The following is a 22,429-nucleotide window of genomic DNA, read 5'->3' on the forward strand; positions in this document are numbered from 1 at the left end:
GCATGAGCGAACTCAACGCATCCAAATTCATGAGCGCGGCCCAGGCCGCGGCGCTGATCCGCGATGGCGACACCGTGGGCCTCATGGGCGGCGGCGGTGGCCTGATGGAGGCCACCTGCCTGTTCGAGGCCGTGCAGGCCCGCTTTCTGGCCAGTGGCGCCCCGCGCGACCTCAGCGTGGTGCATGCGCTGGGCATCGGCGACAAGAAGAGCAAGGGCATGAACTGCTTTGCCCACGAGGGCCTGGTGCGCCGCGTCATCGGCGGCCACTGGGTGTGGTCGCCGGCCATGCAGCAGCTGGCGCTGGACAACAAGATCGAGGCCTACATCCTGCCCGGTGGCGTGTCCAGCCAGCTGATGCGCGAGATCGGCGCCGGCCGCCCCGGCCTGCTGACCCATGTGGGGCTGGGCACGGTGTGTGACCCGCGCCAGGGCGGCGGCCGCATGAACGAGCGCGCCCGCGACGACCTGGCCGAGGTGCTGCAGCTCGATGGCCGCGAGTACCTGCGCTACAAGCCCTTCGCTATCCACATCGCCCTGGTGCGCGCCAGCGCGGCCGATGAGGACGGCAACATCAGCTTCGAGCACGAAGCCGCCAACCTCGATGCCCAGTCGCTGGCCCTGGCCGCACGCAACAGCGGCGGGCGGGTGATCGTGCAGGTGAAGGAGCGGCTGCCGCGCGGCGCCCTCAAGGCGCGCGAGGTGCGCATCCCGGCCGCCTGGGTCGATGCCATCGTGGTCGACCCCGAACAGCGCGCCAGCTACGACATCCCCTTTGACCCGGCCCTGAGCGGCGAGTTGACGGGTGAGGCCCGCCGCGCCAGCGAACAGGCCGATCAGGTGGCCGAGCAGGCCGCTGCCGCCCAGGCCTTCGGCGAGCGCCAGGCCGTGGCCCGGCGCGCGGCCGAAGAGCTGTTCAACACCGGCAAGCCGCGCCCGGTGGTCAACTTCGGCGTGGGCGTGCCCGATGCCGTGGCCAAGCTGATCGCGGCGCGGGGCGAACAGCACCGCCTGTACCAGACCATCGAACACGGCACCTATGGCGGCACCCTGCTCGACGGCGTGCTGTTCGGCTATGCGCGCAACGCCAGCGCCATGCTCGATGCCGCCACGCAGTTCGACTTCTATGCCGGCGGCGGTCTGGACATCGCCTTCCTGGGGCTGGGCGAACTCGATGCCCAGGGCAACGTCAATGTGTCGCGCCTGGGTGGGCTGACCGTGGGCCCCGGCGGCTTCATCGACATCGCACAGAACGCCCGCAAGGTGGTGTTCTGCGGCACCTTTGCCGCCAAGGGGGTGAAGCTGCAGACCGGTGATGGCCAGATGCGCGTGCTGCAACAGGGCAGCGTGCGCAAGCTGGTGCGCCAGGTCGACCAGATCACCTTCAGCGGGCCGCAAAGCCTGGTGCGGGGTCAGCAGGTGCTGTACCTCACCGAGCGGGCCAGCTTCCGGCTCACGCCGCAGGGGCTGGAGTTGTTCGAACTGGCGCCGGGCATCGACCTGCAGCGCGACGTGCTCGATCAGATGGACTTCCGCCCCCGGATCGCCAGCGCGCTCGCCACGATGGCGCAGGCCCATTTTTGCGAGTCAAAAGTGCCGGCGCTTGAGGCATGATGCAGCCCATGGCGGCACTCCAGCGGGTGCCGCCCCGTCTACCCTGAATGCCATACCGCCATGTCCACTGCGCCCGCCGCTTCCAAAGACAACGCTGAATCCAGCGACATCATCGACAGCCTGGGCCGGGGCTTGCGCGTCATCGAGGCTTTCGACGACGCGCACCCGCGCCTGAGTTCGTCCGAGGTGGCCGCCCGCTCGGGCATCACCCGCACGGCGGCGCGCCGCTACCTGCTCAGCCTGGTGCACTTCGGCTATGCCGACACCGACGGCAAGCGCTTCTGGCTCATGCCACGCATCCTGCGCCTGGGCCAGAGCTACCTCGACTCGGCCCGCCTGCCGCGCCTGGTGCAGCCCTTCTTGCAGCGCCTGTCGGCCGATTGCGGCGAGACCTTCAACTTCAGCGTGCTCGACGGCCACGAGGTGGTGTACGTGGCGCGCAGTGCCAGCAACCGCATGGAGTCCATCGGCTTTGCCGTGAGCGCCCGCGTACCGGCCCATCTGGTGACCCCAGGCATTGCCATGCTGTCCACCTTCACCCCGGCAGCCCTGGAGGCCTGGGCCGCGGTGCACGAATTCAATGCCTTCACCCAGAACAGCGCGGCCAATGCCCCGCAGTTTCTGCAGACCGTGGCCGCCGCCCGCCACCAGGGCTACTGGACCAGCGAAGGCCTGCTCACCCTGGGCCTGCGCGGCATCGCCATGCCGGTGAAAGACCGCAAGGGCGAATGCCGCGGCGCCATCGGCTCGACCATGCCGGCCCAGCCCTACACCCATGACGAGATGGTGCAGCGCTTTCTGCCGCGCCTGACCGAGGTGGCCAACGTGCTGCGCGATCTGGTGTGAGCACCGCCTTGCTGCACGGCATCGAGGCGCTGATCTTCGATTGCGATGGCACCCTGGTCGACAGCGAGGAGCCCGGGCTGGAGGTGCTGCATGCGCTGGCGCTCGAAGAAGGCCTGAGCCTCAGTCTGGCGGAGGCCCGGCAGCGTTTTCGCGGTGTGCGCATGGCCGACTGCGTGGCCTGGATCGCGGCCCGGCGCGCCGACCGGCCGGCGGGCTTCGAGGCCGAGTTCATGGCCCGGGTGCGCCGCCAGACCGAGCTGCGCTTTCGCCAGGGCCTGCAGCCCATGCCGGGCGCTCCCGAGTTGCTGGCCACCCTGCGCGCGCAAGGGCGGCCGATGGCCGTGGCCACCAACGGACCACGCGAGAAGGTCGAGCTGTCACTGGGCCTGACGGGCCTGCGTGAGCCCTTCGGCGCCCACGTCTACTGCGCCTATGAGGTGGGCAGCTTCAAGCCCGAGCCCGGTCTGTTCCTGCATGCGGCCCAGGCCCTGGGCATGGCGCCGCAACACTGCGCGGTGGTCGAAGACAGCCTGCCCGGTCTGCAGGCCGCTCTGGCCGCGGGCATGCGGGCCTTTTCACTCCACCCGCGCGCCGGCCTGCCCGAGGCCCTGGTGCAGCGTGTGCACTTCATCGATCGGCTCAGCGAGCTGTTGCCCTGAATCAGGCGACGCGTTGCAAGGCCTGGCGCACGGGCGTCAGGTCGGCCGCCAGCGCATCGGCCATGGCCTCGAAGCCGAAGAAGCGCAGGTACTCGGGCACCTGCTGGGTCAGCATCTCGAAGCCTGGGTGCACGGTGATGCCCCGCTTTTCGCAGGCCTGTTGCAAGGGCGTGGCATAGGGTTTCATGAGGATGTCGACCACCGCGGCGCCCGGCGCCAGGGCCTCTACGTCGAAAGGCAGCGGATCATCCCGGTTCAGACCCAGCGAGGTGCAGTGCACCACCAGGTCAAAGCCGCTGGCGTCGGGCGTGGCCACGGCGTGCACCGGGGCGGCGGCACCGTCGGCCAGACGCGCCGCGATCCGCTGGGTGTGGGCGGGGTCACGGTCCCACAGGGCCAGCGTGCCCAGCCGGCGTTCGGCCAAGGAGGTGGCGACGGCGGTGCCCGCGCCGCCCAGGCCCAGCACCAGCACCCGGCGGCCTTCGGGCGCCAGCCCGAAATGGTCCAGCGACTTCGACAGGCCCAGGCCATCGAACAGCGCGCCGCGCAGGCTGCCATCCGGCTCGCGGCGCAGCGCGTTCACCGCCCCGGCGCGCCGGCCCAGCCGGTCCACGTGTTGAGACAGGGCCACGGCGGGCGTCTTGTGCGGGATGGTGAGCCACAGGCCCGGCACGTTGGCGGCCGACAGGGCGCCGCGCACAAAGCCCTCAAAGCGCTCGGGCGCCACCTCGGCGGGCAGCAGCACGGCGTTCACGCCATGCGTCTGGAACAAGGGGTTGAACACCTCGGGCGCGCGCACCTGGGTGACCGGGTGGCCGAGCACGAAAAAGACCTGGGTGTGTCCGTCGATGAGCATGCAAGAAAAGGGGCCGGAGGCGGCCCGTCAATGAACCAGGCCCGCACGATAGTGGCTCGGTGGCCGGGCTTCAAGCGCGTGCTGCAGCGGGTGGGCGCACAGCGCGCAGGGCGTGCGGAAATGCCTTCATCACAGGGTTTTTCCTTTCAGTGGCAAGGACTTGGCGCTGGGTGGGTGTTGTTTGCCGGTGCCCGCGAACGCTAGGGATATCCCCTGAATCGGGTGTGAGGCGCTCGACTTGCGCGCTATGCGCACGGTGGCTGCGGGCTTGCATTGAATTGACCCGGGGCGATGCCTAGCATTCAGCCATCCAAGGTGCCGGGTTGGGGCGCCGTGCCTTCGCGAGGGGGCGGTGCCCCACTGGTCTTTTGCTCTGCGGCTGCCACCGCGGGCGAGGGGGAACGATGCCTGGATACCTGTTCCCCCGGGTTGCTGACGACAGCAGCCCGGGCCCCCTGCAAAAGAGCGCCGGCCCGCGTGCCGACGCTGTTTTGTTCACCCGGCACGCAAACGGGTGATGAGTCTGAGCAACGCGCCGATTGAAACGCACAAGCAAGTCAAAACAAAGTCACCAGGAGCACTCCGTGAAGAAGACAAACCCCATCATCGCCGCCGTCATGGCCCTCGGCCTGGCCGGTGCCGCCCAGGCCCAATCCAGCCTGACCATCTACGGCAGCATCGACCAATACTTCAACCACATGACCAGCAGCAGCGGTGCCAAGCTGAACACCCTGCAAGATGGCAAGGACCTGCGCAGCCGTCTGGGCTTCCGCGGCGTGGAAGACCTGGGCGGCGGTCTGTCGGCCAAGTTCCAGCTCGAAATGGGCATTGCCGCCGTGTCGGGCGCCACCGCAGACGCCAGCCGCGCCTTCGACCGCCAAAGCTGGGTCGGCCTGGCCGACAGCAGCCTGGGTGAAGTCCGCATCGGTCGCCAGAACACCGCCATCTTCTACCGTGGCGATTACATCGACTACACCTCGCGCACGCTGGGCTCGATCGTCAACAACTTCGGCGTGCCTTCGCGCTACGACAACGACGTGTCCTACATCTCGCCGCGTTGGGCCGGCCTGCAACTTGAAGGCCATTTCGCCCAGCAGCAAGCCAGCGCCACCACCGGCCAGGTCACCACGCCCATCACCCAACTGGCCGCGGACTACCTGAACGGCCCGTTCCGCGTGGGTTACGCCGGCCTGCAGGCCAAGGCCCCGCAGAACGCGGCGATCAATGCCAATGTGTTCTATCACAACCTGTACGCCAACTACGACTACGGCAAGGGCAAGGTCTACGCCGTGTACATCAAGTCGAACAACATTGCCTCGAGTGCCAACGGCAACAACGCCGCCCAGGTGCTGGGCAATGTGGGCGGTGCCGTCAGCTGGACCAGCGCCAGCGTGAACCGCACCTTTGACGTGTTCCAGGTCTCGGCCGATTACAACGTGAGCCCGCAGCTGCGCGTGGGTGCCCTGTACGGCCGCATCAGCGACAAGTCGGGTGCTGGCCAGAACGCCAACGGCGGCTCGATCGGTGCGTACTACGCCCTGTCCAAGCGCACCACGCTGTCGGCCCTGTGGGAAACCATGCGCAACGACACCAATGCCGGCTTCCGTCCCTCGGGTTCGGCAGGCCTGGCGCCCAACTTCGCCGGTACCGACGTGAACGGCCGCACCATCAGCGGCTTCCAGGTGGGCGTTGTTCATCGTTTCTGATCAAGGGCCCCTTGGGGCCTCTTGGAGGGCCTGGGGCTGTGCTCCAGGCCTTGTCGTTTCATGAATTGTTTTTCCGGGCCTGACTCCGATGCGCCGTTCCATTGCCACCGTCTCCCTCAGCGGCACCTTGCGTGAAAAGCTGGAGGCGATTGCCGCCGCCCGTTTCGACGGCATCGAGCTGTTCGAGAACGATTTCACCCACTTCACCGGTTCGGCGCGCGATCTGGGCCGCATGGCGCAAGACCTGGGCCTGGGCATCGACCTGTTCCAGCCCTTTCGCGATTTCGAGGCCATGCCCGAGCCGCTGTTCCGCAAAAGCCTGGACCGGGCCGAGCGCAAGTTCGACCTGATGCAGGACATGGGCGCCCAGCTGATGCTGTGCTGCTCCAACACCTCGCCGGCCGTGATCGACGACCCGGATCTGGCGGCCGCCCAGTTGTACGAACTCGCCGAGCGGGCCGCCCGGCGCAACCTGCGCGTGGGCTTCGAGGCCCTGGCCTGGGGCCGTGTCACGAACCTGTATGGCCAGGCCTGGGACATCGTGCGCCGCGCCAATCACCCGCACCTGGGTCTGATCCTGGACAGCTTCCACACCTTGTCGCTGCGCGACGACCCGAGCGCCATCGCCGACATCCCGGGCGACAAGATCTTTTTCCTGCAGATGGCCGATGCGCCCTGGATGCAGCTCGACGTGCTGCACTGGGCGCGCCACCACCGCAATTTTCCGGGCCAGGGCCAACTGCCCGTGGTGCCTTTTCTGCAGCGCGTGCTGGAGGCCGGCTACAGCGGACCGCTGTCGCTGGAGATCTTCAACGATGTGTTCCGCGGCACGCCCAACCGCCGCATCGCGGTGGATGCCATGCGCTCGCTGTTGCACCTGGAAAGCGAGGTGCGCAAGCTGCGCGAGGCCGCAGCGCCCGGCACCCCGGCCGCCGCCCCGCTGCAGGTGGAGCTGTTCAGCCCGCCGGCCGCGCCCGCGCTGGAGGGCTTTTCCTTCCTCGAATTTGCCGCCCAGGGCGAGTCGGCCGCCGACCTCGGTCGCTGGCTGGGCCAGATGGGTTTCGAGCGCGTGGGCCGGCACCGCTCCAAGGCGGTGGATCTGTACCGCCAGGGCGGCGTGAACCTGATCGTGAACGCCCAACCGGGCTCGGTGGCCAGCCAGCGCTTCGAGGCGCATGGCCCCTCGGTGTGTGCCTGGGGCCTGCGCACCGGCAGCCCGCTGGCCGCGGTGAACCGCGCCACCGCCATGTGCTCGCAACGCTACGACGGCCCCATCGGCCCGAGCGAGATGCACGTGCCTGCCATCGTGGTGCCCGGTGGCAACCTGAACTACTTCGTGCCGGCCGCCCTGGGCGAGATGGGCTTGTTCGAGGCCGACTTCGAGCTGGCGCCCCTGCCCGAGCAGCCCGCCGTGGCCGATCTGCAGCACATCGACCACCTGGGCCTGGGCCTGGCGCTGGACCAGCGCGACACCTGGGTGCTGTTCTCGCGCGCCGTGCTGGGCCTGGAGACCGGCGACAGCGTCAACATTGCCGACCCCTTCGGCCTGGTGCGCAACCAGGCGGTGTTCAACCCAGCCCGCAGCGTGCGCCTGGTGCTCAATGTGTCCGACAGCCAGCGCACCCGCACGGCCCGCGATGCGCGCCAGCAGGGCGGGGCGGCGGTGCAGCACATTGCTTTCGCCTGCGCCGATCTGGTCGGCACGGTGAGGCGCCTGCGCGAGCGCGGCGTGGCCTTTGTGCCGGTGTCGCCCAACTACTACGACGACCTGCCGACCCGGCTCGACATCGAGCCCGCCCTGCTGCAAAGCCTGCGCGAGGCCGGCATCCTGTACGACGCCAGCGCCGATGGCGCCTACCTGCACATCTACACCGAGCGCTTTGACGGTCGATTCTTCTTCGAGTTCGTGCAGCGCATCGGGGGCTATGACGGGCAGGGCGGCTTCAACGCCTCGGCGCGCATGGTGGCCCAAGTGGACGACCCGGTCGGGCACTGAGCGGACAGTGACCCTGCGGTTCAACCCGGGCTGAGTTGCCTGACCATGAGCTGCTGCGCCAACTCGTCCACCGGCACGGGCTGGCCCAGGGCATGGCCCTGGAAGGTGCTGCAGCCCAGGGCCAGCAGTTGCTCGCGCTGAGCCTCGGTCTCGACCCCCACGGCCACCGGCTCCAGCCCCAGGTTGTGGGCCGTGTCGATCAGCGTCTTCACCACCACGATGGCCTGGCGGTCGTCGGGCAGGCCCTGCACGATGCGGCGTGACAGCTTGAGCTGATCCAGTGGCAGCCGCGACAGATCGGCGGCTGAAGAGTGGCCCGCCCCGAAGTGGTCCACCCCCAAGCGCACCTCATGCGCCCGCAACTGGGCCAGCTTGCGCGCGCAGCTCTCCAGGTCTTGCAGGATCAGGCTTTCGGTGATTTCCAGGCGCAGGCGGCCCGGCGGCACCTGGTGGCGCTCCAGGGCCTGCAACACCTGGCTCACGAAATCGGCCTGGGCAAACTGCACCGGGCTCACGTTCACGCTCAGGTAGAGCTCCTGCAGCAGGGGCTGGCCGCGCCACAGCGCCAGCTGGGCGCAGGCCTGCTCCAGCACCCATTGGCCGATGGCCTGGATCTGCTGGCTCTGCTCGGCCAGCCCGATGAACTGCTCGGGCAACAGCACGCCCGCTTGCGGGTGGCGCCAGCGCAGCAGCAGCTCGGCGCCGCAGAGACCACCCACCTCGCGCGCCTGCAGCTGGTACAGGCAGAACAGCTGTTGCCCCGGCAGCGCCCGGCGCAGCTCCGTCTCCAGCGCGGCCCGCTGGTTCACCTCGTTTTGCATGGCCTCCTCGAAGAAGCGGAAGGTGTTGCGCCCGGCGGCCTTGGCCTGGTACATGGCGATGTCGGCGCGGCGCAGCAGTTCGTCGCAATCGGGGCCACCCGGGCGGAACAGCACCACCCCCAGGCTGGCGCTGGTCGGGAAGCCCGGGTAGGCCTGGCCCAGCACCTGTTCCAGCTGGGCCAGGATCTTCTTGGCCACACGGGCCGTGTCCAGGGCGGCCACGGCGGGGCTGGCATCCAGTTCGGGCAGGATCACCACGAACTCGTCGCCACCCAGTCGGGCCAGGGTATCGCCCTGGCGCAGGCAACGGCCCAGCGCCTCGGCCACGGTCTGCAGAAAGCGGTCGCCCACCTGGTGGCCCAGCGTGTCGTTGATGGTCTTGAAGTTGTCCAGGTCGATGAAGATCACCGCCCCGTGGGCGTGGCCTTCGCCCTGTTGGCGGCTGGCCAGGGCCTGTTGCAGCCGGTCCTGCATCAGGCGCCGGTTGGGCAGGCCGGTGAGGGCGTCGAAATAGGCCAGCTTCTGGATCGCCTGCTCCGCCTCGTGGCGCTGGCTCACGTCGGTCAGGATCAGCAGCACGCCCTCGCCCTCGCCGCTGCTGCGCACCAGGCTGCTCAGCGCCAGATCGACCCAGATCACACGCCCCGTGGGGCCGGTGATGCGCTGGTTCTGCAGAATCAGTCGACCGCTTTCAGTGCTCAGCTGCTGCAGATGTCGGCGCACGGTGGGCAGGTCATCGGGGTGCCACCAATCGGCCAAGGCGGACTGCATGTTCAGGCCCAGAGGCTGCATGCGCTGCAGGGCGGCGGGGTTGATGCGGGTCACCTGAAGCTGGGCGTCCAGGGTCAGCACGCCCAACGGCGTGGTCTCAAAGATGAGGTGCTGCATCCGCAGCTGCTGGCGCAGGCTCTGCCGGGCCGCGCGCTGCAGCACGCGGCCGGCCAGCCACAGCACCACGGAGGCGACCAGCACGGCAGTCACCAGGCCGGTGAACAGGTAGTCGGGCGGCACATGGCCCTTGATCAGGTAGCCGATGGGGGCGACCAGCAATTCCACCATCAGCACGCTCAGGCCCACCCCGAGCAGCCAGATGTGCTGCCGGGGGAGTGCTTCCAGCCAACGGAACAGGCGATCAATCAGTGTGTTGCGATCCATGAGGAGGGGGCCGGGTCATCGCCTTGATGATCCTATTCTGGCGCCCTCTCGGAATCGTCGGCCTGTGAAGAAGTTGGTGGAAACCCCGCCTTTTCACTTCATGTTGATCGGATTTGACGGAAATTGAGCTCTCCCGTCGCTCCGGATGGCCGCCATCACATTTTGCAAAGCGGCGAGGGTGCCGGTGTGATCGAGGCTTCGAACTGACGCTCGATGGTGGGGCGCAGCACGCCGTCCACCACCTTGGCGCGGCCCACGAAGTTGGGCAGCAGCAGCTGGTTGTCCTGGCTGCGCATCGTGACCGGGCCGTACAGGCTGTCGAAGCTGGCGCCACGCAAGGCCTTGCTGACGTCGCCCGGTTTGGCACTGGCCGCCTTGCGCACCCCTTCGAACATCACCTGGGCCCCGTTGTAGGCCTGGCCTTCGTTGTCGGTGGGCAGGCGATTGAACTTGGCCTTCCAGGCGGCCACAAAGGCCTTGTTGCGCGGGGTGGCGATGTCGGGGGTGTAGCCGGTGGTGCCCACGGTGTCCTTCAAGGCGTCGCCGGTGGCGTTGACCATGAAGTTCAGGATCAGCGCGTGGCCGATCAGCTTCTTGGCCGGGATCAGGCCGAACTCCTGCGCCTGCTTGACGAAGGCGATCGCGTCGCGGCCGATCTCGGCCACCCAGATGGCCTCGACATTGGCGGCCTTCAACTGGGCGATGTAGGGTGAGAAATCCTTGGTGCCCATGGGCACGTACAGCGACAGCGGCACGCTCTTGCCGGCCGCCTCGGCGGCCTTCTTGAACGACTCACCCGAGTCGCGGCCCCACACATAGTCGGCCGCCAGCACGGCAAACGACTTCTCTTTCAGGTCCTTGGCCCAGACGTTGATCATGGCGATGTCCATCGCATCGGCATGGTTGGTGCGGAAGCTGCGTGGCTTGCAGGTGTCGCCGGTGAGCTTGTCCGATTTGCTGGCGACCACGAAGTAGGCGGCATCCCAGCGCTCCAGATTCTGCGCAATGGCCAGCGAGATCGACGAGGGGATGGCCCCGATCAGCAGGTTGTAGCCGTCGCGCGCGAGCTTCTCGGCCACTCGGCGCCCGGCATCGGGCGTACCCTCGTCGTCGGCGATCTGCACCTCGACCTTGCGGCCATCCACGCCGCCCGCGGCATTGGCCTCGTCGATGGCGAACTGCACGGCGCGCAGCACCTCCTCGCCCTGCTGGGCGAACACGCCCGACTTGGAGGTGACCAGGCCGACGCGCACCGGGTCTTTGCCTTGGGCGAGGGTGGCGAGGGGGGCCGATGCCAGCAGGGCGGCGAGGGCCAGGGTCAGGGGGTTGGCTTGGATCATGGTGTGTCTCCTTGGGTTTTACGGGGGAAAAATGGGTTCAGACCATCACATGGGCTTCAAGGTCGCGCAGACCGGCGGGCGAGTTCTCGACCCGCCCCTGCGCCACCACCGAGCCCTTGGCCATGGCGCAGTAGCGCTCGGCCACGCGCACCACCAGGCTCATGTTCTGTTCGATCAGCAGCAGGGCCGTGCCCTGGTCGGCCACGGCGTTGAAGATCTGACCCAACTGGTCGACGATCACCGGGGCCAGGCCCTCGGTGGGCTCGTCGAGCAGGATCAGCGAGGGGTTGGCCATCAGGGCCCGGCCCACCGCCAGCATCTGCTGCTGCCCGCCCGACAGCGCGGTGCCCGGGGTGTGGGCACGCTCTTGCAGGATGGGGAACAGGCGGTAGATCTCGGGCACGGTCCAGGGGCCTTTGCGACCGTTGGCGGCACCGAGCAGCAGGTTCTCCTCCACCGTCAGGTTGGCCACGATGCGCCGCCCCTGGGGCACCACCACCACGCCGTTCTGCGCCGCCAGGTAGGGGCGCGGCCGGGGCAGCTCGCGCGCACCCAGCCGGATGCGCCCGCCACGCAGGCTGGCCAGGCCCAGGATGGTGTTCACCACCGTGGTCTTGCCCACGCCGTTGCGCCCGATCAGGGCCACGCGTTCGCCGGGCTGCACCGTCAGGCTCAGTCGGTGCAGGATGTGGGCCGATCCATAGAAGGCATCGACCTGTTCAAGGTTCAGCAAGGCGCTCATGCGGCACTCCCGAGGTAAGCCTCGCGCACGCGAGGGTTGGCGCGCACGGCGGCGGGCTCGCCGCTGGCGATCACGCGCCCGAGTTCAAACACCGTGACGGCATCCGAGATGCCGAACACCACGTCCATGTCGTGTTCGACCAGCAGCACCGAGACCTCCCAGCGCGAGGTCAGCGCCTTCAGGTGGCGCGCCAGGTCGTGCGACTCTTTCACCGACAGGCCGGCCATGGGCTCGTCGAGCAGCAGCACGCCGGGGCGGCCCACCAGGGCCAGCGCCAGGTCCAGGCGGCGTTGTTCGCCGTAGCCCAGTTCGTCGGCCGTGATGTCGGCCAGGTCCAGCAGTTCGAGCTCGCGCAGCACCGCATCGGCGTCGGCGTGCGAGTCGGCCACGCCCATCTTGTGCGAGGCCAGTTCCACCTGCTTGCGCACCGGCATCTGGCTGAACACGCTGGTGCGCTGGAAGCTGCGCGACAGGCCGCGCTGGCGCCGCTCGGTGGCGCCCAGGGCGCTCACGTCCTGGCCCTTGAGGTGCACCGTGCCGCGGGTCAGGCGGCGGCGCCCGGTGATGGCGTCGATCACGGTGCTCTTGCCCGCGCCGTTGGGGCCGATCAGACCGCGGATCTGGCCCGGCTCCAGCGTCAGCGAGACACCGTCCAGGGCTTTCACGCCGCCGTAGTGGATGGCCACGTCCTCGGCCTGCAATGCGTATGAAGGGTTCATGGGGCTTTCTCTCCGTGCTCTCAGTGGGCTGCGGGGGCGGTGCGGCGGGCCGGCTTGGCGGCGCGCGGTCGCAGGAGTTGGCCCAGCGCACCGGCCAGGCCGGTGGGGGCGAACACGATGACGGTGATCAGGGCGATGCCGAAGATGGCCATCCAGTGGTTGGCGTAGTCGCCCAGCACGTCCTTGGCCAGGAAGTACACGACGGCGCCCAGGGCCGGGCCCCACAAGGCCTTGTAGCCGCCCACCACCACCATCATCAGGGCCACGCCCGACAGGCTCCAGTGCAGGTTCTCGGGCGACACAAAGCCGGTGTTGAGGGCCGCCAGCAGGCCGGCCAGCCCGGTCACCATGGCCGACAGCGCATAGATGGCGGCACGCGGCACCAGGGTGCGGATGCCGATGAAGCGGGCGCGCTCCTCGTTGTCGCGCACGGCCTCGGTGATGGCGCCGAAGCGGGTGCGCAGCAGCAGCGTCAGCCCGGCCATCACCAACAGCAGCACCGCCCAGCTCAGCAGGAACAGGCCCTTGGGCTGCAGCAGCAGCGACAGTTCGATGCCGAACAGGCGCGCCGGCCAGTCGATGTTCATGCCATCGGCACCACCGGTCAGGCCGCGCGAGCGCGAGGCACTGAGGTAGAACACCTGGCCGATGGCCAGGGTGAGCATGCCGAAGGCCACGCCCGGCACGCGCACGATCACCAGGCCGATCAGGAAGGCCACCAGGCCCAGGCCCAGCAGGGTCAGCAGCAGGGCCAGCTCGGGCGGCATCACCTGTTGCTGCAGCAGCAGGCCCACGCCGTAGCCGGCGCTGCCGAAGTAAAGCGCATGGCCGAAGCTGACCATGCCGTTCTGGCGCAGCAGCAGGCCTACGCCCAGGGCGAACACGGCATAGATGGTGGCCTGGGTGAGCAGGGACAGCACGGTGCCCGAGCTGATCGACAGCGCCAGCGCAGCGCCGACCACGGCGCCTGCCAGCAGGCGAATCGGAAGGGAGTGGAAGAAGGTCATGGGACAGATCCAGGGAAAACCAGGAAAAAGGGGGGTCAGGTGCGGCTGCCGGCAAAGCCGGCGGGCTTCCAGATCAGCACGCCCACCATCACGGCAAAGGGCAGCAGCACGGCCACATCGGGCAGGTAGACCGCGCCCAGGGCCTGGATCATTCCGAGCACCATGGCGGCGATGAAGGCCCCGGCCAGCGAGCCCAGCCCGCCCACCACCACGACCACGAAGGAGTCGATGATCACGTCGCTGCTCATGGCCGGCGACAGCGACAGAAAGGGCGCGGCCACCACCCCGGCCAGGCCGGCCAGGGCGGTGCCCAGGCCCACCACGCCGGCGCTCAGCACATCGGTGTTCACGCCCTGCATGGCGGTGGTCACGGGGTCGGTGCTGGCGGCGCGCACGAACAGGCCGATCTTGCTGAAGCGCAGCCACAGGCTCAGGCCCAGGGCCACGGTGATGCCGGCGCCGATCACGGCCAGGCGGTAGGCCGGCACGGGGGTGCCCAGCAGGTCGAGCGAGGTGTTGAGCAGCTCGGGCACGGCCATCGAGAGGTTGCTCTTGCCCCAGACGGTCTGCACCGCGTCTTCGATCACCAGCAGCAGGCCGAAGGTGACCAGCACCACGCTGAGCGGGTCGCGGTCTTGCAGCAGGCGAAAGCCATAGCGGTCGAGCAGCACGCCCAGCACGGCCATGAGGGCCGGGGCGGCCACCAGCGCGACCCAGAAGTTGCTGTGCGCGGCAATCGAGTAGCCCAGGTAGGCACCCAGCATGTAGAGCGAGCCGTGGGCGAAATTCACCACCCGGCGCAGGCCATAGATGAGGGCCAGGCCCGAGCACATCACGATCAGCAATGCGCCGTAGACCAGGCCGTTGAACAAGTTGATGGTCAGCATGTCGGCTTTCAGGGGGTCAGAGAGGGAGAGGGGGCAGGGTGTTGTCGGGCGCGCCAAAAGCGCTCCAGCCGCCGTCCACCGGCAGCACCGCGCCGGTGACGTAGCTGGCCTGCGGCGACAGCAGAAAGGCGATCACGGCGGCCACCTCGGCGGGCTCGGCCAGGCGGCCCAGGGGCGTGCGCTGGGCGATGGCGGCCGCGTCGAGCGCACCCTGGCGCGCCAGCTCGCCCACCAGGGCGGTCTGCACATAGCCCGGGGCCACGGCATTGACGCGGATGCCGGCTCGGGCCCACTCGCAGGCCAGGGCGCGGGTCAGGCCCAGCACGCCGGCCTTGGCCGCGCTGTAGGCGTTGCGCGTGGGCAGGCCACCCAGGCTGGCGATGGAGGCCAGGTTGACGATGGCGCCACGGGGCTGGCCGACGGCCTCGCCGGTCCGGGTGGGCTGGGCCAGCCAATGCCGGCCCAGGGCCTGGCTCATGAGAAAGCTGCCGCGCAGGTGCACGGCCAGCACGCGGTCGAAGGCGGCGGCGCTCTGCGCCACGGTGGGGCCGGTCTGGTCGCCGATGCCGGCGTTGTTGACCAGGCCGTCGAGCCGGCCGAAGCGGGCCAGCGCGGCCTGCACGGCGGCTTCAACCGCCTCGCCCTGGGTCACATCGCAGGCCAGGCCCAGGTGCTCGGGGCCCAGCTCGGCGGCGCGCTGTGCGGCGCTGGTGCCGTCCAGGTCGAGCAGGGCCACGGACCAGCCCTGGGCGGCCAGGGCCTGGGCGCAGGCCCAGCCGATGCCCTGGGCGGCGCCGGTGATCAGTGCCACCGGGCGTGCAGCGACCGGCGCCCCGTTGGGGGCGAGGTGTGAACTCATGTTTGTCTCCTCTGGGAGGGTTGGGTGTGGCCGCCTTGGGGCGGCTCTTGTGGGCTCTTGTGGGCTCTCGTGGGCCCTGGCAGGGGCCTGGGGTCTGGGGCAGATTGTGTTTTTCGAGGGCTGCTCAACCCATCACGATTGGCGCAAAAAGCAGGACAAATCGTGCATGGGTGACTCGGGGTTTCCCTAGGTTGCGCGCACAGCGGGCAGCGGGGGCACCGAAGGCAGGGCGGTGGCGCGGATCAACCGCGTCTCCTGCGCCGTGATCAGGTGGCCCGAGGCAGCCAGGTAGGCGGCAAAGTCGGGGTGGTTGTCACGTGCGGCGCAGCGTTGCTCGTAGTCGGCCAGGCTGTCGTAGCCCCACAGGTGCACGAACTGGTTCTGCGGCCCGACCAGGCTGGTGTAGAAGCCCAGCGGGTGGCCCAGGGTCTGCAGCAGCACCGGCATGGCCAGGCGGTTGAACACCTCCAGGAACTCGGGCATCTTGCGCAGCGCGATGGTGTAGATGCGGTGGTCCACCAAGGGTTTGGCGGGGGTGGACAGGGGGGGCATTTGCAGGTTCATGCGCGGGCTCCAGCCTGGTCGGCGATGTGGTGGGCGGTGACAAAGCCGAAGGTCATGTTGGGCCCGTGGGTGATGCCGGCGCCCGGGTAGTTGCCGCCCATCATGCTGGCGCGGTCGTTGCCCACGGCGTACAGGCCCTCGATCACGCTGCCGTCGCGCTTCAGCACCTCGCCGGTGACGCGGGTCTGCAGGCCATCGAAGGTGCCCAGGTCGCCCATCAGCACCTTGACCGCATAGAAGGGCCCGGTCTGCACCGGGGCCACACAGGGGTTGGGGCGGTGCTCGGGGTCGGCCAGGTAGCGGTTGAAGCTGGTGCGGCCGCGGCCGAAGGCCGGGTCTTCACCGCGCACCGCGTCCACGTTGTAGGCGCGCACGGTGGCCTCCAGGCCCGCCGCGTCGATGCCGGTGGCCTTCGCCAGATCGGCCAGGGTGCGGCCCTCGAACAGGTAGCCGTTGCGCAGGAAGCGGCCGATCGGCATCGGTGCCGGCTTCACATAGCCCAGGCCGTACTTGGCCAGGGTGCTCTTGTCGCAGACCAGCCACATGGCGGTCTCGCTCTGGCCTTCGCAGGCGCGGATCAGGGCGGCGCCCACGTCGTGGTACGAGTTGGACTCGTTGGTGAAGCGCCGGCCATTGCGCAGCACGCCGATCACGCCGGGCTTGTAGCGGTCCAGCAGGTGCGGGAACACGCCGAACTCGCCCTGGCCGAAGGGCACGCGTGACACGGGCATCCAGGCCGCGCTGTCGCCGAAGCGGATGTCGGCCACGCCGCCCGCGGCCTCGGCCAGGCGCACGCCGTCGCCGGTGTTGCTGGTGGGCGTGGGTGACAGGTGCTCGCCGCCGCGTTGCACATGGGGGTAGGCCTGGGCGATGCGTTTGGCGTCATGCGGAAAGCCGCCGCAGGCCAGCACCACACCGTGGCGGGCGCGCAGCGTCTGGCGCCCGTGTTCGCCCTCGGCCACCACGCCTTGCACGCGGCCGTCCTCGATCAGCAGTTCGCGCACCGGGGTGCTGGTGCGGATGGGGATGCCGCGCTGCAGGGCCGAGTGCGCCAGCCGGGCCGCCAGCGCATTGCCGCTGGTGACCTGGATGCCGCGCCGGTACAGGGCCAGTTCCTTCAGGTGGGTGACCAGGCGCTTGGCCACGTACACGAAGGAGGTGAGCGACTTGGTGGCGCGGAAGAAATGCTTCAGGTCGGCGTTCGACGAGTTGAACATCATGCCGATGAAGGTGATGGTCTTGAGCGGCGGCTTGAGCCGGGCCATGTCGGCCCCCAGCGTGCGGATGTCGAAGGGCGCCGCCAGGATGGAGCGGCCGATGTCCACGCCACCGCCCACGTCGGGGTGGTAGTCGGGGTAGAGCGTGGGCACGAACTGCATGGCGGTCTCGCGCTGGAAGAACTCGACCATACGCGCTCCGTTGTCCAGGAAGGCCTCGACGCTGGCCTCGTCATAGAACTTGCCGGTCTCGTTCATCAGGTACTGGCGCACCGCGTCGCGGTGGTCTGCAGCGTTCTGCTGGCGGCCGTGCGGGCCCAGCGGAATCCACAGCACGCCGCCTGACAGGGCGGTGGTGCCGCCGAAGACGGGTTCTTTCTCCAGCACCACCACCTTCAGGCCGCGCGATTGGGCGGTGATGGCGGTGGCCAGGCCGGCAGCGCCGGAGCCGACGACGATCAGGTCGCATTCGTATTGAGGGGTCATGGGGGTCTCCGGGGCGGGGGTCAGGCGGTCTGGTTGAAACCGGGGCGGGGCACCATGTCCATCAGCATCGAGCTCATGCCGCCGTCGACATTGAGCTCGGCACCGTTGACATAGGCGCTGCGCGGGCTGGCCAGGAACAGCACCACGTCGGCGATGTCCTGCGGCTCGCCGATGCGGCGGCTGGCGGTGACGGCGGCGCGCTTGGCCTCGAAGCCCGGCTCTTCGTAGAACCTGGCCGACAGCGCGGTGCGGATCATGCCGGGGCACACCGCATTGCTGCGCACGCCGCGCGGGCCCCACTCCACAGCCATCTGGCGCGACAGCAGCAGCACGCCGCCCTTGCTGGCGCTGTAGGCGCCGCTGCCGGTCTGCGGAAACTGCCCTGCGATCGAGGCCACGTTGACGATGCTGCCCGCGCCTTGCTCGCACATGGCGGGGGCGAACTCGCGCGCGCACAGCAGGTAGCCGGTCAGGTTCACGGCGAGCACGGTGTTCCAGTCGTCCAGGCTCACGCTTTGCAGCGGGCCGGCGCGCAGCAGGCCGGCGTTGTTGATCAGGCTCTGGCAGGGGCCGAAGTGCTGGCGCACCGCGCTGGCCGCCCGGGCCACGCTGGCCGTGTCGCTCACATCGCAGGGCACCACCAGGGTGTTGCGGCCGGTGGGGTCGATGCGGGCGGCCACGCCCTGGGCGGCCTCGGCCTGGCGGTCCAGCAGGGCCACCTGGGCACCGGCGGCCACCAGGCTCTCGGCGATGGCGGCGCCAATGCCGCTGCCCGCGCCGGTGACCACGCACACCCGTTCTTGCAGGCCCAGCCAGTCGCGGCCGGCCTCGGCTTCTTGCTTCATCTTGTCTCCTTGGTTTGACCCGGCGGATTGTTGGATTCCAGGCGCTTTCCGCCTTTGACGATTCGGGCCAACAATTGGACAATTCGTGCAAATCAAGCCACCCTCTCCCGCATGTCCAGAATCATTCCCAACTACGCGCTGTACGGCGACCAGGACCCCCCGGGCTGGGAGGCCGGCTTCGATTTCGAATGGATCCCGCAGCGCTCGGTGCCCTACAACTTCGACATCAAGCCGCACACGCATGGCGCGTTTTTGCAGATCCTGCTGTTGCAACGTGGCGGTGGCGAGGTCTTCATCGACCACAGCCGCACCGAGGTGCAGGCCCCCTGCCTGCTGCTGGTGCCTGCACAGACCGTGCATGGCTTTCACTTCACGCCCGATGTCGATGGCCCGGTGGTGACGGCGGCGCAGCGCCCGCTGGAGTCGCTGGCGGCGGTGGTGATGCCCGAGCTGCTGCAGACCCTGCGCCGCCCCGCCGTGCTGTCGCTGCAGGGGCAGGAGCGGGCGCTGGACAACCTGATGCCTCTGTTTCTGGCGGTGGAGCGCGAGGCCCGGGCCTGCGCCCTGGGGCAGGTGGCGGCGGGGCTGTCGCTGCTGATGGCGGTGCTGGTGCAGATCGCGCGTGTGCAACAGCTGCAGCAGGGCTCCGGCCCGCACGCCAACTCGCGCAAGGCGCAGCAGATCGAGCGCTTTCGCAGCCTGGTGGATGCGCACTTCCGCCAGCGCTGGCCCTTGCAGGCCTACGCCGAGCACCTGGGCATTTCACCGGGCCAGCTCACGCGCCTGTGCCGCGAGCTGCTGGGCCACTCCAGCCTGGAGGTGATCAATGCCCGCATCGTGCACGAGGCCCAGCGCGAGCTGGTCTACACGCGCAACAGCATCAAGCAGGTGGCCGACCACCTGGGCTTTGTGGACGAGGCCTACTTCACCCGCTTCTTCCGCAAGCACACCGGCCAGACCCCGCGTGAGTTCCGCACCCGCACCCTGGCCGCCATGGCGCCGGGCTCAGCAGAGCCTGCAACGCCGTGACCTGCTTGGCGCCAGCTTGTACAGGGTGAACGCAGTCTGCGCATCGTGGCCTCACCAGGGGTGGCACGCAATGAAGGGCTGTCAGGCCCCGTTCGGAATTCAGCCAGCCTTGAACGAAGAGGTCAGGCCGGCGCCGGGCCGCCCCAAGGCGGCCTGCGGCCCCCTTGGGGGGCAGGGAGTGACACGAAGTGCACGACCGTGGGGGCGTCATTCCAAATTCAGCGCAATCTTGCCGAACTGGGCGCCTGACTCCAGGCGTGCCAGCGCAGCGTGCACCTCGTCCAGCGGGTAGACGCTGTCGATCACCGGGCGCAGCAGGCCGCGCTGGCACAGGGCCAGCACCTGGGCCAGTTCGCCCGGGTTGCCCAGGGTGGAGCCCAGCACCTGCAGCTGGCGGATGAACACCCGGCGCAGGTCGGCTGGGGGCTGGTCGCCGGTGGTGGCGCCGCAGGTGACGATGCGCCCGCCGCGCACCAGCGAGCGCAGGGCGCTGTCCCACACGGCGGCGCCCACGTTTTCGATCACCACGTCCACCCCGCGCCCGTCGGTCAGGGCCATGACCTGGCGGGCCACGTCCTCGCGCTGGCTGTGGATGGCATGGTGCGCGCCCAGGGCCAGGGCGCGCTGCAGCTTGAGCTCGTCGCGCGAGGTGACGATGGTGCGGGCCCCGATCAGGCGGGCCAGTTGCAGTGCGGCCAGCGACACGCCGCCGCCGATGCCGAAGATCAGCACCGTCTCATGGGCCTGCAACCGGGCCTGGGTGTTGACCATGCGCCAGGCGGTGAGGTGGTTCACGCCCAGGGCCGCGGCCTCGGCATCGCCCAGGGGGTCGGGCACCGGGAACAGGTTGGCCGCCGGCACGCTGAGGTACTGGGCAAAGGTGCCGTCGCGGTGCTCGCCCAGCAGGCTCATGCTGGCGCACAGCACGGGCTGGCCGGCCAGGCAGAATTCGCAGCGCCCGCAGGTGATGCCGGGGTAGACCAGCACGCGCTGGCCCGGGCGCAGCCGGGTTTCTTCAGGCCCCACCTCTTCGACCACGCCGCAGCCGTCCAGCCCCATGATCTGGGGCAACTGGTGGCGGATGCCGGCGCCGCTGTTGCGCATGTACAGGTCGACCTGGTTCAGTGTGGCGGCGCGCAGGCGCACCAGCACCTGGCCGGGGCCCCGTGGGGGCAGGGGGCGCTCGCCCACGCTGACCACCTCGTTGCCGCCGTGGCCGGTGATGAAAGCTGCTTTCATGGGATCTCCTGGGGCTTCTGGTCCTGGCGCCCGATTCTGACGCAGCGCGGGCGTCTCAGCGGTGGCTGAACTCGGGCGCACGGCGTTCCAGGAAGGCGTTCATGCCCTCTTGCGCGTCGGCGCTGGCAAAGCGGGCGTACAGGGCGCGGCGCTCGAACAGGATGCCTTCGGTCAGCGGGCCCTCGAAGGCCCGGTTGACCGATTCCTTGATGGCCATCAGCGCGGGCGCCGAATAGGCGGCCATCTGTTGCGCCAGGGCCAGGGCCTCGGGCAGCAGGCGATCGTCGGGCAGCACGCGCGAGACCAGGCCGCAGCGGTCGGCCTCGTCGGCGCTCAGGGTGCGGGCGCTCAGGCACATGTCCATGGTCTTGGCCTTGCCGATGGCACGTGGCAGGCGTTGTGTGCCGCCGGCGCCGGGCAGCAGGGCGAGCTTGATCTCGGGCAGGCCGAAGCGCGCGCCCTGGGCCGCCAGCACCAGGTCGCAGGCCAGGGCCAGCTCGCAGCCGCCGCCCAGGGCCAGGCCGGCCACGGCAGCGATCACGGGCTTGCGCACCTGGCGGATGGTCTCCCAGTTGCGGGTGATGAACTGGCTGTGGAGCATGTCCATATAGCCCGCGCCCTGCATCTGGGCGATGTCGGCCCCGGCGGCAAAGGCCTTGTCGTTGCCGGTGATGACGATCACGCCGATGTCGTCGCGGGCGTCGAAGCCGAGCAGGGCGGCGCCCAGGGCGTCCATCAGGGCGTCGTTGAGGGCGTTCATCTGGCGTGGCCGGTTCAGCCGGACCAGGGCCACCCGGCCCTGGGTTTCGCTGAGGATGGGGGTGTCGTCTTGCACCGGGGTCTCCTGCTCAATCCACATTGATTTTCTGCTGCTTGATGAGGGCGGCCAGGCGCTTGTTCTCGTCGATCAGCAGCTTGCGGAACTCGGCGTTGTCGAGGTAGGCGGTCTCGCCGCCCAGGTCGGCGTAGCGGGCCTTGACGTTGGGCTGGTTCAGGATGGACGCCACCTCGCGGCCCAGGCGGGCCAGCACCTCGGGTGCTGTGCCGTTGGGGGCCCAGAGACCGAACCAGATGTCGAGGTCGGCGCCGGGGAAGCCCTGCTCGGCCACGGTGGGCACATCGGGGAAGAAGGGCGAGCGGCGGGCGCTGACGATGCCCAGCAGCTTGACCTTGTTGCTGCGGATGTGGGGGAAGGCGATGCCGGGGTCGCAGACGAAATCGGCCTGCCCCGACAGCACGTCTTGCAGCGCGGGGGCGGCGCCCCGGTAGGGGATGTGGGTGACGAAGGTGCCGGTGGCCACCTTGAACAACTCACAGGCCAGGTGGGGCGCGGTGCCGGCGCCCGATGAGGCATAAGACATCTTGCCGGGGGCGGCCTTGGCCTGGGCCACCAGCTCTTTGACGTCGTGCGCGGTGCTTTGCGGCTTGGCCACCAGGTACATCTGGGTGCGGCCCACGGCCACCACGGGCGTCAGGTCGCGCGAGGGCAGCAGGTTGGACTTGAACAGCCAGGGGTTGGCGGTCTCGACCGAGGTGGGGGCGATCAGCAGGGTGTGGCCGTCGGGGGCGGCGCGGGCCACTTCGGCGGCCGCGATGTTGCCGCTGGCGCCGGGTTTGTTGTCGACCAGCACGGGCTGGCCCAGGGCCTCGGCCAGTTGTTGCGAGATCAGTCGGGCCATCACGTCGGTGGTGCCGCCGGGGGCGAAGCCGACCACGACGCGCAGCGGCTTGCTCGGCCAGGCCGGTGTCTGGGCCTGGGCCAGACCCGCGCAGAGGAGGGTGCCGATCAAGGCCAGGGTGCTGCGGCGCAGGCCGCTCAAGGTGTTTGAAATCATGGTTGTCT

20 protein-coding genes are annotated in these 22,429 nt (G+C 69.2%); 6 read left to right on the forward strand and 14 right to left on the reverse strand.

Features of this window, described 5'->3' with window-relative positions:
- Positions 1-2: 2 nt before the first annotated feature.
- The 3 genes from L880_RS0112890 to L880_RS32355 are packed head-to-tail and all read left to right on the forward strand — an operon-like array spanning position 3 to position 3,118.
- On the forward strand, positions 3-1,613 hold the full coding sequence (locus tag L880_RS0112890) for an acyl CoA:acetate/3-ketoacid CoA transferase (protein ID WP_027476031.1): 1,611 nt from the start codon (positions 3-5) through the stop codon (positions 1,611-1,613).
- 60 nt (positions 1,614-1,673) lie between these two features.
- Positions 1,674-2,459 (forward strand): IclR family transcriptional regulator domain-containing protein, encoded by a 786-nt coding sequence (locus L880_RS0112895; RefSeq protein ID WP_019577509.1) that lies wholly within the window; start codon positions 1,674-1,676, stop codon positions 2,457-2,459.
- Entirely contained in the window at positions 2,456-3,118 is a 663-nt protein-coding gene (locus tag L880_RS32355; protein WP_043329367.1) for an HAD family hydrolase, read from the forward strand. The genes L880_RS0112895 and L880_RS32355 overlap by 4 nt, the downstream gene beginning before the upstream one ends.
- A gap of 1 nt (position 3,119) precedes the next feature.
- Here the strand turns inward: L880_RS32355 and L880_RS0112905 are convergent, their stop codons facing one another.
- Positions 3,120-3,974 (reverse strand): shikimate dehydrogenase family protein, encoded by an 855-nt coding sequence (locus L880_RS0112905; protein ID WP_027476032.1) that lies wholly within the window; start codon positions 3,972-3,974, stop codon positions 3,120-3,122.
- 617 nt (positions 3,975-4,591) lie between these two features.
- Between L880_RS0112905 and L880_RS0112910 the strand changes: the two genes are divergently transcribed.
- Positions 4,592-5,680 (forward strand): porin, encoded by a 1,089-nt coding sequence (locus tag L880_RS0112910; protein ID WP_027476033.1) that lies wholly within the window; start codon positions 4,592-4,594, stop codon positions 5,678-5,680.
- A gap of 88 nt (positions 5,681-5,768) precedes the next feature.
- Positions 5,769-7,676, forward strand: a complete 1,908-nt coding sequence (locus L880_RS0112915; RefSeq protein ID WP_027476034.1) for a bifunctional sugar phosphate isomerase/epimerase/4-hydroxyphenylpyruvate dioxygenase family protein — start codon at positions 5,769-5,771, stop codon at positions 7,674-7,676.
- A gap of 20 nt (positions 7,677-7,696) precedes the next feature.
- Here the strand turns inward: L880_RS0112915 and L880_RS36660 are convergent, their stop codons facing one another.
- The 10 genes from L880_RS36660 to L880_RS0112965 all read right to left on the reverse strand — a co-directional run bounded on the left by L880_RS36660 (position 7,697) and on the right by L880_RS0112965 (position 18,318).
- Complete coding sequence (locus tag L880_RS36660) at positions 7,697-9,652, reverse strand: putative bifunctional diguanylate cyclase/phosphodiesterase (protein ID WP_051443279.1); 1,956 nt, start codon at positions 9,650-9,652, stop codon at positions 7,697-7,699.
- A 155-nt stretch (positions 9,653-9,807) separates the two neighbouring features.
- Entirely contained in the window at positions 9,808-10,992 is a 1,185-nt protein-coding gene (locus L880_RS0112925; protein WP_027476035.1) for an ABC transporter substrate-binding protein, read from the reverse strand.
- A gap of 37 nt (positions 10,993-11,029) precedes the next feature.
- Positions 11,030-11,734 (reverse strand): ABC transporter ATP-binding protein, encoded by a 705-nt coding sequence (locus L880_RS0112930; protein WP_027476036.1) that lies wholly within the window; start codon positions 11,732-11,734, stop codon positions 11,030-11,032.
- The gene (locus tag L880_RS0112935) at positions 11,731-12,453 is read right to left on the reverse strand and encodes an ABC transporter ATP-binding protein (RefSeq protein WP_027476037.1); all 723 of its coding nucleotides are present in this window, start codon (positions 12,451-12,453) and stop codon (positions 11,731-11,733) included. Before L880_RS0112935 ends, L880_RS0112930 begins: the two co-directional genes overlap by 4 nt.
- Before the next feature lie 20 nt (positions 12,454-12,473).
- On the reverse strand, positions 12,474-13,460 hold the full coding sequence (locus tag L880_RS0112940) for a branched-chain amino acid ABC transporter permease (RefSeq protein ID WP_027476038.1): 987 nt from the start codon (positions 13,458-13,460) through the stop codon (positions 12,474-12,476).
- Between the two features lie 35 nt (positions 13,461-13,495).
- Positions 13,496-14,347, reverse strand: coding sequence for a branched-chain amino acid ABC transporter permease (locus L880_RS0112945; RefSeq protein ID WP_027476039.1), 852 nt, complete (start codon positions 14,345-14,347; stop codon positions 13,496-13,498).
- Between the two features lie 16 nt (positions 14,348-14,363).
- A complete protein-coding gene (locus L880_RS0112950) occupies positions 14,364-15,206 on the reverse strand; it encodes an SDR family NAD(P)-dependent oxidoreductase (RefSeq protein WP_043329372.1) in 843 nt (280 codons plus the stop codon).
- A 186-nt stretch (positions 15,207-15,392) separates the two neighbouring features.
- A complete protein-coding gene (locus L880_RS0112955) occupies positions 15,393-15,770 on the reverse strand; it encodes an NIPSNAP family protein (RefSeq protein ID WP_027476041.1) in 378 nt (125 codons plus the stop codon).
- Positions 15,767-17,473: an FAD-dependent oxidoreductase gene (locus L880_RS0112960; RefSeq protein WP_027476042.1), complete on the reverse strand. Its 1,707-nt coding sequence runs from the start codon at positions 17,471-17,473 to the stop codon at positions 15,767-15,769. Before L880_RS0112960 ends, L880_RS0112955 begins: the two co-directional genes overlap by 4 nt.
- 20 nt (positions 17,474-17,493) lie before the next feature.
- Positions 17,494-18,318, reverse strand: coding sequence for an SDR family NAD(P)-dependent oxidoreductase (locus tag L880_RS0112965; RefSeq protein ID WP_027476043.1), 825 nt, complete (start codon positions 18,316-18,318; stop codon positions 17,494-17,496).
- A 111-nt stretch (positions 18,319-18,429) separates the two neighbouring features.
- Between L880_RS0112965 and L880_RS0112970 the strand changes: the two genes are divergently transcribed.
- On the forward strand, positions 18,430-19,347 hold the full coding sequence (locus tag L880_RS0112970; RefSeq protein ID WP_027476044.1) for a helix-turn-helix domain-containing protein: 918 nt from the start codon (positions 18,430-18,432) through the stop codon (positions 19,345-19,347).
- 207 nt (positions 19,348-19,554) lie between these two features.
- On the opposite strand, the gene L880_RS0112975 is transcribed toward L880_RS0112970, so the two are convergent.
- Genes L880_RS0112975 through L880_RS0112985 form a run of 3 tightly spaced genes read right to left on the reverse strand, consistent with a single transcriptional unit; the run spans position 19,555 to position 22,421 of the window.
- Positions 19,555-20,586: a zinc-binding dehydrogenase gene (locus tag L880_RS0112975; RefSeq protein WP_027476045.1), complete on the reverse strand. Its 1,032-nt coding sequence runs from the start codon at positions 20,584-20,586 to the stop codon at positions 19,555-19,557.
- A 55-nt stretch (positions 20,587-20,641) separates the two neighbouring features.
- Positions 20,642-21,445, reverse strand: coding sequence for an enoyl-CoA hydratase-related protein (locus tag L880_RS0112980; protein ID WP_051443280.1), 804 nt, complete (start codon positions 21,443-21,445; stop codon positions 20,642-20,644).
- Positions 21,435-22,421 (reverse strand): Bug family tripartite tricarboxylate transporter substrate binding protein, encoded by a 987-nt coding sequence (locus L880_RS0112985; protein ID WP_027476047.1) that lies wholly within the window; start codon positions 22,419-22,421, stop codon positions 21,435-21,437. Before L880_RS0112985 ends, L880_RS0112980 begins: the two co-directional genes overlap by 11 nt.
- Positions 22,422-22,429 lie beyond the last annotated feature (8 nt).

Origin of the sequence: Curvibacter gracilis ATCC BAA-807, from assembly GCF_000518645.1 — a bacterium.
Classification (GTDB): Bacteria; Pseudomonadota; Gammaproteobacteria; order Burkholderiales; family Burkholderiaceae_C; genus Curvibacter; species Curvibacter gracilis.